The following is an 11,065-nucleotide window of genomic DNA, read 5'->3' as shown; positions in this document are numbered from 1 at the left end:
TATTAAAAGAATTTGGCATTGAATTGAATGGAACTAAGTAAATTATCTACGTTATGCCAAATGGAGGTAACAAATATGATCTTAACAACATATGATAAAGACTTATATGAGAAAACCTTGAAAGAAGATGCCAGAGAAGAAGGCAGAGAGGAAGGACGCGCTGAAATCAGAGCAGAATTAAATGAATTTAAACTACTAAACAAATATCTCCTAAAATCCAAACGCTACAATGACCTCGAACGTGCTACCGAAGATATCGAATATCAAAAGAAACTATTAAAAGAATTTGGCATTGAATTGAATGGAACTAAGTAATTTATCTACGTTATGCCAAATGGAGGTAACAAATATGATCCTGACGACATATGATAAAGACTTATATGAGAAAACCTTGAAGGAAGATGCCAAAGAGGAAGGCAGAGAGGAAGGGCTTACGAAAGGACGCGCTGAAACCAGAGCAGAATTAAACCAGTTAACCATATGTCTTCTAAATGCCAAACGCTACAACGATCTGGAACATGCCGCAAAAGACATCGAATACCAAAAGAAACTATTAAAAGAATTAGGCATTGAATAAAAACTAAATAACCCTTACCCCCATCCCGTGACTGATCACCGTCTAAGATACAGTGCATCTCCCCAATATCAGTCACGGGATCTTTTTGTCCGGAAAATCCCTCTCCCTCACCGCTATAACCAGATCACTCCTTTTCTATGCGCTCCCCGCAAGCTATACTTTTTGCACTTCCATCACATTATTCCCCACTTTTACTTCTATTCTAATATCCCAATACATATAGTAGAGTCAGACACAAATATTACGCACTCCTACAAATCATGATGTTGGGGTTCAAAGGTATTTTGACCCCTTTGATACTAGATTGCTACGTGCTTTGCACTCTCGCAATCCTCAAAAGCATTCGTAGTCCGCTCATTTTTCTTTGAAAAATGGCTACTTACTCATGTTTTTGGCGGATCAAGAGGTCAAAAATCCTCTTGCAAGCAAGCTTGCATCGGCTTTCTGACATTTTGACTCTGGTATCAAATCATTATATTATTACAAAAACATGACTATTTCTTGTTATAGCTTAAAAAGTTAATATTTTTCGTTATTGGTAATGATTCACGTAATGCTTTGTCAGATACAATACCTATATAAGATAAAAAAGTCTAAATAATTAGGAAGGGCAGATGAAAACTGACATGAATAAAAAGCAAAAAAATACAAGAACTTTTTTAATAAAAATCATGGATCAGCAGAACGGTACCTGGCAGGGCAGCGTTACCTGGGTGGAAGAGCAGCGAGAGCAGCATTTCCGCAGTGCCCTTGAATTATTGAAGCTGATAGACGGAGCACTTGATAACAATTATGAAGTCAGAATTGAGGAATAGAAGGAGGACGCCATGAAAAGTAATACAAAGAAACGTTTAATAGCATTCATGCTTTGCATGGTACTTGTGCTTAGCAGTACGATATCAGCTTTTGCTGATGAGCCACAGAACACAGACAGCCAGAGTCAGGCCGAAGTCGTAACAGAACCGACGGCAGATGAGCCACAGAACACAGACAGCCAGAGCCAGGCCGAAGTCGTAACAGAACCGGCGGCAGATGAGGCTACAGAAGATACAACTACTGAAGATGTGTCTACTGAAAATACGATTACCGAAGATGTGTCTGATACACCTGACATCGAAATACCTTCGAAAAAAGAATGGTCAGTACAAGTAGGAAATGCTACTGTTAAAGTAAATGGATCAGCCGATGCTCTTCCTGCAGACGCACAACTCTCCGTAACAGAGATTACTTCAGAAGATGAAGTGAAAGAGATCGAAAAAGCAGTAGAAGAAAAAGCGATCGAAGAACAGTTTTCCATCAAGAATATCTTCTCCTATGATATCAAATTCTTGGTAAACGGTTCTGAAGTACAGCCTACCACTCCGGTTCAGGTCAGCGTAGACACTCCGGAGATTGTATCCAACGAGAATACAGCAGTACTGCATGTGGATGACAATAATGTAGCGGAAGACATGAACGGTGCTGTTGATGGAGAAGGAAAAGTCGTATTCGATGCTCCGCATTTTTCTAAATATGTCATTGTTCAAAAAGGTAAATCAAAGGTTAACGTTACTATTGAATACTATGATGATACCCAGACTCCAAAGGCTATGATATATGCAAGCAAAAAGGAATTATCACCTGGGGAAAGCATAAGCAATTATGACATAGCTGATAACTGGAACATAAATTGGGCAGAGAAGAGTACTACAGATGGAAAATTTGAAAGTATATCAAATCTTGATGAAATCCAAGTCGTAAGCGATTGCATAATTAGGGTATATTACACTCCTCAAGAAAAAACACTTGCTGGAAGTACTACATTTTATGACTATACCGTTAAAGCCGGTAAACAGGATGGATCTTGGGGCTTTAGTGATACATATTATTCATTTAATCAGTTGACAAATGACAAATCACCAAAAGTTAGTGAAAACAAAAAACTTATTGCAGGCACGAATGATTCAAACGTTGGTCAAAATTATCCGGAGTATCAACAGTATAAGATTAGTTTGCCAGATAGTAACGGTAATACAAAAGATGCAAACTGTTATACTGGAGGAGATAGTACAATCCCAGGATTGCTAAAAGAAATTGATGATAACGGTAATGTAATATTCAATTACGCAGAACCGGGATTTTTTGTGGATAGCGATTATAGCGTTCAATTCGGAGGAAGTATCTTCGGTGGAAGTGAAAAGAGATTTCTGAGAAAAGTGTATAAAGATTACACTTTGGAATTTGCCCGAAAAGGTGATACTTATACACTTAATGGCGTAAGAAATAAGGATAACGGTTGGGTTACAGGCGCAGGAAACAATTTCTATCCGTTAAACAGTGTGAAACCTTCTTATGAAGATAGTGAAAGAGGCAATAACAATTATTTCGGAATGCGATATGATGTCACATTCAAGATTGGTGATTATGTAGGACCACTTAATTACAAATTCACAGGTGACGATGATTTATGGGTAGTTCTTGATGGTAAGAAAATAGTAATTGATCTTGGTGGTATTCATAGCGCAGCAACAGGAAATGTTGATTTGTGGCAGTATATTGGTGATAAAGAAAATCTGACAGAAGCACAAAAACAACAGACTCATACATTGACAATCCTTTATATGGAACGTGGTGCAGGCGCATCTAATTGTCAGATGGAGTTTACTCTTCCATCAGCGAAGATACAGCAAGTCGATAAAACAAAGATGACAAACATTTCATTCTATAAAACAGATGCAGATGGAACCGGTCTTTCCGGTGCACAGTTTACATTAACGAATGACAGCACAAAGACCACAATGTATGCAGCTTCCGAAAGTGATGGATTGGTTCAGTTCCAGCAGCTCGTAGCCGGAACCTATACATTAACAGAAACACAGGCACCAAAAGATTATGTTACACCAACAACCTCATGGAAAGTAAAAGTAACTGCTGATGGTAATAATGGTTTAAGCACAAAGATATACCAGGCAGATGGTACAACAGAACTTGGAAAGCTTACCGGTGGTGAATACCAGATTATCAACTCAGCAAGCACACCAGTACAGCCTCCGACACCGGGCATTGTTGAAACAAAGAAAGAACTGTCTCATGAAAAGTATATTGCTAAGAATGAAGATGGTACATACAATCTTACGTTAAATGTTTCAGGTGCAGTTGGAAGCGAGTCCTATGCGAATAAGCTGGATGTACTGTTCGTGATGGATACGTCGAACAGTATGAAACGTGGAATGGATTCTTCGCGAGACCAAAATAACTACACAACGAATAGTAGTAGTCGTTTCTACAATCAGCAAAAAGCTGTAGAAGATGCTGTTGCGAAATTGAAAAACAAGAAAAATGTAGATGCTCAATTTGCAGTGGTGGCGTTTGATACACAAGCGGGTATCAAAACAGATTGGACAAAGGGCTCGATTACATATCCCACCAGAGTTGGAAATTATTCGGGTTATAACAAAAAGGCCGGTGGAACAAATTATGAAGCAGGATTAATAAAAGCAAAGGAATTGCTTGATAGCGGACGAACTGATGCAACAAAAATAGTTGTATTTCTGTCAGATGGTGATCCAACCTTCTACTACAAAAAGAATAGCCAAGGTAATATAACTGGAATTGGTGGTGGTGACGGAAATAGCTATAGTGATACAGCAATGGCCAATGCCCAAACTCAACTTAGCAAAATGAGTATGAACTACTTCTACACAGTCGGAGTTGGTCCTGAAGATAGTTACAATCATTTATCAAGTCTGATCAGCAATGCTCCGAGCGGAACAGTAACCGGTAGTTACAACGGTACAGATTCAAGTAATTTGAAAAATGCTTTTGATACAATCATCAGAGATGCAACAGAACTTCTTTGTACAGATGTAACTGTAACCGATACGTTAACCGATGAAGTTGAATTAGTTAATCAAGATTTACAGGTGGTTGTCAAAGATGAAACTGGAAAGGTTATCACCAAACTGAAAGATGCTTCAGGAGATGAAGTAGCCGTATCAGAGATTATAACTGTCAGTACAGCGAAAGACTCAAACGGCAAGACTCAGATTATTATGCGATTTGAACCTGGCTATAAGCTGGAATCAGGTTACACGTATTATGTAACAGCAAAAATCCAGCCAACTACAAAAGCCTATCTGAAGTATCAGAATGAAAGCTATACAGATACTGGTGATGAAAATACAGACGAATATCTTGAAACGGATAAAAAACCTGGAAAAGATACTAGGAATGATGGAACATCTTCAAAACAAAAAGGATTCTATTCAAACGAATCAGCAAATGTAACATACAAGTACAACAATAAAACATATGAGAAACCTTATGCAAAACCCGTTATACAGGTAAATGCCAGTACAGATTCTCATACAGTGGTTAAACAGTGGGAAAATGACTCAGATAAAGTAGCCGTTGGCGTCGAGTTGAAGGCTTATGTAACAGAAGCGGCGGATTCTCAAATAAACGCTGATAATCCGAAGTATCTTACAAGTGCAGATGTAAAAAATCTTCCGACGTCCATGCAAGTTAATTTGTCAGAAGCAAACAAATGGACCTATACCTGGGAAAATCTTCCGGATAAATACTTTTACGAAACTACAGATGGTATCAAAGAAACAGCTATCCATTACACAGTAGAAGAAGTCCAGACAGAGGCTACAAACGCATTTTACGGTCAGGTTACTGAATCAGATGATGGAAAGACCACTACGATTCTGAATAAGAAGAAAGATCAAGAGGATAAGCCGTTTATTGAAGTGACCAAAACGTTTGAAGGACTTACAAAAACACAGATTCAAGAGTTGGCTAATTCAGAGAATCCATATACAATTACATTGATTCATACTGATACAAACACGTCTAAAACGCTTATAATGAATGCAGGTAAATTAAACGATATACTTCAGAGCAATGATAACAAAAAAGTATGGACATATACCTGGAAACTGGAAGATTGTTTGGATGGCACATACAAAGTCAGTGAAAGCAATTACGGTAAAGATGGATACGATGTAACTGTCACTGTCAATGGACAACAAGTTACAAATTGGAATGATTTTTCAGTAAGTACAAAGCAAGCAACAATAGAAGAATATAAACAATCTGAAAATACTACTACGTGCTCACCAAAAACGTTTTCTATAGGCAAAGTTAATTTAATTGTTGCAAAGCTCACTGCGAACGAAGGATATTTCGTGTGGACAAACACACCGGTAAGCATCAGTGAACGTAAAGAGATAGTGAAATTGATAAATGATAAAATCGATGGAATCAAAGGAATCGGATTTAGTCCAGAAGCAGAATTACAAAAATGCTATTTCTATAGTGGAAATGGAATAAAAGACACGTTGGTATTCAGAAATGGTGAGATCAAGTATGACGGGCAGGATGTACTTACGTTTGATGCATCAAAACAGTGGTCTATGTTTGCAGCTGGAACGTACACATTTACCGAACCACAGAACGCTGAGATTCAGATCACGAATACTTATTCGGAACAAACTGCAGATTTAGATTTGATTAAGACTTCAGTAACCGGAACAAAATTTGATGGCGCAGAATTCAAGCTGTATAAGAAGAATGATGAGGGAGCATATGAACTTCAGAAATTTGAATATACAGATGAGTCTGGAAAAAATCAGACAAGAGAAACCATCCAGGTAATAAATACCGAAGGATCAAAAGCTGAACTTAAAAATCTTCAGTCTGGACAGTATTATCTGGAAGAAGTAAAGGCACCGGAAGCTTGTATGTTGTTAGCAGACAAGATTTATTTCAAACAGGAAAAGGGTAAGATTACTTTAACAGATAAGGAGGGAAAAGCACTTTCAAGTGAACCTACAATGTGGACACTTTCGAACACAGCTGGAAAATATACCTTAACTGTAAAAAACGAAATTCTCTATTCCCTCCCATCAGCTGGAGGCACCGGAATTTACTTGTATATGATTGGCGGTATCTTACTTATGTTTGCAGCCGTATGGATCTTATATAAAAACAAATGCAAGGAGGTGCTGGAAAAATAATTGTAAGAATTAATTTTTCAGTGGCTTCTTGCCACACAAAAACGTTATTATCCCATATGAGGGGACAATAAAAAATGGGCAAAACCCTTAAAAGAAAAGGAGACAAAATATGAAGAAGATGAGAAAAATCTTTGCAGTGTTATTAACACTGGCTATGGTACTCGGAATGAGTATGACATCGTTTGCAGCGGATGCAAAAGCAACAATTACACTTAAAAACTTTGACACAGCTAATAAAGTTGAGTATATGCAGATTATCCAGAAAGATGAAACCAAAACTTCTGGTTGGGCATTTACTAATGGTGCAGGAGCATGCTTTACAAAAGCATTCGGACTTACAGATTCAGATGATGCACAGCAGCAGGTTATCTGGGGATTAATTAAGTATAATGATAATAATGTTAAATTACCAACAGGTGTAACTGCAGAAACTGCTACAGCAGCAAAAATTGACTTAGCATTAAGTAAAGTTGCAGCACTTAATGGTTTCACAGAATCAACAGATAAAACAAAAATCGAAGTAAGCGCAGCTGGTATTTATGCAATCAAAGCAGAAGAAACAGGATTTACTTATAAAACAGCAACAGCATATGTAGGATTTGGAGAACCATATCCAGCATTAACAAATGCAGAAGTAACAGCTAAAAAATCTCCAACAACTGTAGACAAAACAGTAGCTGATGACGATCATGTAGTAGCAATCGGAGATATCGTAACTTATACAATTGAAGCATATGTACCATTTCTTGATGCAGCTAATACTGAAAACAGAACATTTACAATTACTGATAAAATTAAAGGTGCTGAATATTATTTAGCAGGTCCAAATGCAGTTAATAGTGTAACTATGGAAGGCAAAGATGGGCAAGTTGGAGAAATCGTAGTAAATGAAGATGGTAAAGGATTTACCGTTAATTTAAACACTTTAGTTGCTGATACAGACAATCCGAACGCTGGAAAGAAAATCACAGTTACCTATACTGCAAAAGTAACCAAAACAACAGTAGAAAACAAAGCTGGTAGTCATGCAGCTGGTGTAGACTACGGTGCTGATAATGTCCCAGTTAAGTTATTTACTGGAGAACTTGTTTTACTGAAATATGGTGATGGCAATGTAAATAATGCTTTAGCAAACGCTGAATTCGTATTGTATAAAGATGGCGAAGAAGTACCATTAACATTCACAAAGCAGGAGAATGGAAAATATAAATATGCTCCGGATGCAGAAGATGCTACAGCAACACTTGTAACAGATGAAAACGGTATGATTGATGTAGAAGGTTTAGATGTTGGTTCTTATCATTTCGAAGAAACTAAAGCACCAGAAGGATATTCTATCAATACAGATGGTAAAACTCTTACACTTACTGTAAATGGAGATGTTGCTACAGCTAAATTATATAATGAAGGTCAGTTAAATGATACAAAACTTTCCGCTCTTCCATCAACCGGTGGTATCGGTACAACAATCTTCACAATCGCTGGATGCGTTATCATGATCGCAGCAGCTGGTCTGTTCTTCGCAAGCCGCAAGAAATCAGACAACAAATAATTGCAATAATTATTTATAATCAGATATTGAATCCGGGGCAGGTCGCCCCGGATTCCTAAAAAATAATACAACAGCAAGGAGAGTTCGGATGAAACGCAAAACAAACAAACTTATTATTGGCATCATATTTTTAGCCGGGTTGTCCTTACTGCTGTATCCATTCGTTGCAAACCAGTGGAATAACTACAGGCAAAAGCAATTGATCAGCAGTTATGAACAGACTGTATCCGAAAAGGATGCAGCACATGAGATTGATTATGACGCAGAACTGCAGAAAGCAGAAGCTTACAACGAAGCCTTACTTCCAAGTATCCTTCCTGACTCATTTGCAGTTGCCGCAGCCAGTGACAAAGAAGACCAGTCCTACATGGATGCTCTGAATATTGCCGGTGACGAGATGATGGGAATCGTGGAGATCCCGAAGATTGACATCAAGCTTCCGATCTACCACACTACCGACGAAGATGTTCTCAAACAGGCAGCTGGACATCTGGAAGGAAGCTCTCTTCCAATCGGCGGTAAAAGTACACACGCCGTTATCTCCGCACACCGTGGACTTCCGAGTGCGTCTCTTTTTACCGATCTGGATCAGCTGGAAGAAGGCGATCATTTTCTGATCCATGTATTAAACGAAACATTATGTTATGAAGTCGACAAGATTTCCGTAGTAAAACCGGAAGAAACTTCCTCTCTTGCAGTAGAAGAAGGAAAAGATCTTGTAACACTTTTAACCTGTACTCCATACGGAGTCAATACCGAGCGGCTTCTGGTCCGTGGTCACAGAGTACCTTATGTGGAACAGGAAGTTGCCGATGAGAAGACACCGCTCAGCGGAATTAGTCTTCATACAAATTATCTTTTATGGGTAATTATTGGTCTTGTAATTACCACAATCTTCATCCTTGTGTTATACTTAAAGGAGAAGAAGCTTCAAAAGAAGAAAAATGAGACCTCTTAAAAAGAGAATAAGAACGAGAAAGGGAATATGCCTATGAAAAGAAAAATCTCAACCTTCCTTTTCGGTCTGTTATTCTTGATAGGATTTGGGATTCTGATCTATCCGATGGTATCCAACCAGTGGAACACCTACAGACAGAATCAGCTGATCAGCAGCTATGACAATACAATACAGGACATGGAACCGGAGGACTTCACCTCTGAGTGGGAAAAGGCAAAAGCTTTCAATGATACCATTCAGCAGAACAACCTCTACGGAGATGTATTTGGTGAAGATGAAAATGACATCAAAGACACCGAATACTGGAAGATCCTGAACGTTGCAGATGACGGAGTAATGGGATATCTTTCCATTCCGAAGATCAACATCAAGCTTGCCATTTACCATGGCACCGGTGACAAGGATCTGCAGACCGGTGTCGGACATCTGAACGGCACAAAGCTTCCGATCGGAGGGGAGAGTACCCACAGTGTTCTCGCAGCTCACCGTGGACTTCCAAGCGCAAAGCTTTTTACCGATATCGATCAGCTCGAAGTTGGCGATAAATTTTACATCCATGTACTGGATGAAGTCCTTGCCTACAAGGTAGACCAGATTCTTCCGATGGTAGACAAAGACGATCATGAAACACTGGAGAAAGCACTCCAGATTGAAGAAGGAAAAGATCAGGTAACTTTATTTACCTGTACACCATATGGAGTCAACTCCCATCGTCTTCTCGTAAGAGGAACCAGAGTTCCATATAACGGCGAAGAGGATGCTACCGAATCAGTTACAGATTCTATGGTAAAAGCCATTCAGAATTATTATATGCTCTATTTAATTTTAGGACTTTCAATCACGATTCTTGTGATCATTCTCTTGCGATTCCTTTCCAAGAGAAAAGCTCACAAAGAATAACCAAGATTTTTAAGGAGGACATGAGGCGATGATGAATAAACGATTAAAACAGGGAAGTACTTTTCTCTTAGCTGTCGCTCTTACATTTCCACTGCTCACTCTTCCGGGTGCGAAAGCCGCAAGCGCGATCGATACCGATGCAGAGTGTTCCATCCAATTTGACATTGGTGGAAACAGTGAACTTCTAAATGACGACGTTACTGTTCAGGTCAATCTGTACAAAGTTGCATCAGTTGATGTATCCGGCAACTATACCGCAACCGGTGCATTTTCAAAACTGGATTTTTCATCCGTAAGTGCTGATAACCTGGATACTGCAGCTGCTACCTGGGCAGAACGTGCCAAAGAAGCACAAGGTAAGTTGACAGATTCAAAGGGAAATACGGTTGTTGATCCAACCGAAACCGTTACACTGCAGAACGGAAGAGGCTACCAAGATAAATTGGATACCGGACTTTACCTTGTAGATACACCAAAAGTGATTACAACCAATTATACTTATACCTTTACTCCTTACCTTGTATCACTTCCGACCAATAATTACTACAGTGGTAACGGTGCAAGTGATGACTGGATCTACGATTTGACCAAAGAATACAACAGTGCAGTTGGTCTGAAACCGGAACAGCACGTAAGATACGGTAATCTGGTGATCAATAAGGAACTGGTAGATCACAATGCTACCTTCGGTAACAATGCAACGTTCGTATTCCAGATCGATATCACAACACTGGATAAGAAGACCGAAACCAGAATCGAAGAGCTTACCTTCAATGCAGCAGGTAGCGATTCTGTAACGATCGAAAAAATTCCTGCTGGATCTCATGTCAAGGTAACGGAGGTTTACAGCGGTGCAAGCTATGAACTCGCTTCTGCTAAAAGTCAGGAAACAGACATCATTGCTAATCCTGAAAAAGAAACCGAAGTAGAATTCAGACCGGCAGAGGTTTCATTTATCAACAAACACGATGGACGTACCAATGGCGGCTACGGTGTAAAAAATAATTTCAAGCTGGACGAAAATGGTCAGTATCAGTACACCGAACCGGCAGAAAAGAACTAGGAAGGGGGAGTCG

The 11,065-nt window shown here is 39.1% G+C and carries 8 protein-coding genes; all 8 read left to right on the top strand.

The window, feature by feature from the left end:
* Positions 1–75 precede the first annotated feature (75 nt).
* The 8 genes from PG766_RS08975 (at position 76) to PG766_RS08940 (ending at position 11,052) form a co-directional block, all read left to right on the top strand.
* Positions 76–315: a hypothetical protein gene (locus PG766_RS08975; protein WP_173699855.1), complete on the top strand. Its 240-nt coding sequence runs from the start codon at positions 76–78 to the stop codon at positions 313–315.
* Between the two features lie 34 nt (positions 316–349).
* Complete coding sequence (locus tag PG766_RS08970) at positions 350–577, top strand: hypothetical protein (RefSeq protein WP_173699854.1); 228 nt, start codon at positions 350–352, stop codon at positions 575–577.
* 614 nt (positions 578–1,191) lie between these two features.
* Complete coding sequence (locus PG766_RS08965) at positions 1,192–1,392, top strand: hypothetical protein (RefSeq protein WP_008371181.1); 201 nt, start codon at positions 1,192–1,194, stop codon at positions 1,390–1,392.
* A 12-nt stretch (positions 1,393–1,404) separates the two neighbouring features.
* A complete protein-coding gene (locus PG766_RS08960) occupies positions 1,405–6,579 on the top strand; it encodes a DUF7604 domain-containing protein (RefSeq protein WP_195253435.1) in 5,175 nt (1,724 codons plus the stop codon).
* Between the two features lie 109 nt (positions 6,580–6,688).
* Positions 6,689–8,131 carry an isopeptide-forming domain-containing fimbrial protein gene (locus PG766_RS08955; protein ID WP_173699850.1) on the top strand — a complete coding sequence of 481 codons (1,443 nt, stop codon included), beginning with the start codon at positions 6,689–6,691 and terminating at the stop codon, positions 8,129–8,131.
* An 88-nt stretch (positions 8,132–8,219) separates the two neighbouring features.
* Positions 8,220–9,089: a class C sortase gene (locus tag PG766_RS08950; RefSeq protein ID WP_055297455.1), complete on the top strand. Its 870-nt coding sequence runs from the start codon at positions 8,220–8,222 to the stop codon at positions 9,087–9,089.
* A 33-nt stretch (positions 9,090–9,122) separates the two neighbouring features.
* Positions 9,123–9,989: a class C sortase gene (locus PG766_RS08945; protein ID WP_044998870.1), complete on the top strand. Its 867-nt coding sequence runs from the start codon at positions 9,123–9,125 to the stop codon at positions 9,987–9,989.
* A gap of 28 nt (positions 9,990–10,017) precedes the next feature.
* The gene (locus PG766_RS08940) at positions 10,018–11,052 is read left to right on the top strand and encodes a DUF5979 domain-containing protein (protein ID WP_173699848.1); all 1,035 of its coding nucleotides are present in this window, start codon (positions 10,018–10,020) and stop codon (positions 11,050–11,052) included.
* Positions 11,053–11,065: the final 13 nt, after the last annotated feature.

It is taken from the genome of Coprococcus sp. LG101-27 (assembly GCF_027695515.1).
In the GTDB taxonomy this organism is placed as follows: domain Bacteria; phylum Bacillota; class Clostridia; order Lachnospirales; family Lachnospiraceae; genus Allocoprococcus; species Allocoprococcus comes.
Note: the sequence above shows the minus strand (reverse complement) of the source record. Positions and strands in the feature narration are given on the sequence as shown.

Coding starts and splice junctions, on each gene's coding strand:
- PG766_RS08965 (WP_008371181.1), top strand. CDS start 1,192: ATGAAAACTGACATGAATAAAAAGCAAAAAAATACAAGAACTTTTTTA.
- PG766_RS08970 (WP_173699854.1), top strand. CDS start 350: ATGATCCTGACGACATATGATAAAGACTTATATGAGAAAACCTTGAAG.
- PG766_RS08960 (WP_195253435.1), top strand. CDS start 1,405: ATGAAAAGTAATACAAAGAAACGTTTAATAGCATTCATGCTTTGCATG.
- PG766_RS08945 (WP_044998870.1), top strand. CDS start 9,123: ATGAAAAGAAAAATCTCAACCTTCCTTTTCGGTCTGTTATTCTTGATA.
- PG766_RS08950 (WP_055297455.1), top strand. CDS start 8,220: ATGAAACGCAAAACAAACAAACTTATTATTGGCATCATATTTTTAGCC.
- PG766_RS08975 (WP_173699855.1), top strand. CDS start 76: ATGATCTTAACAACATATGATAAAGACTTATATGAGAAAACCTTGAAA.
- PG766_RS08955 (WP_173699850.1), top strand. CDS start 6,689: ATGAAGAAGATGAGAAAAATCTTTGCAGTGTTATTAACACTGGCTATG.
- PG766_RS08940 (WP_173699848.1), top strand. CDS start 10,018: ATGATGAATAAACGATTAAAACAGGGAAGTACTTTTCTCTTAGCTGTC.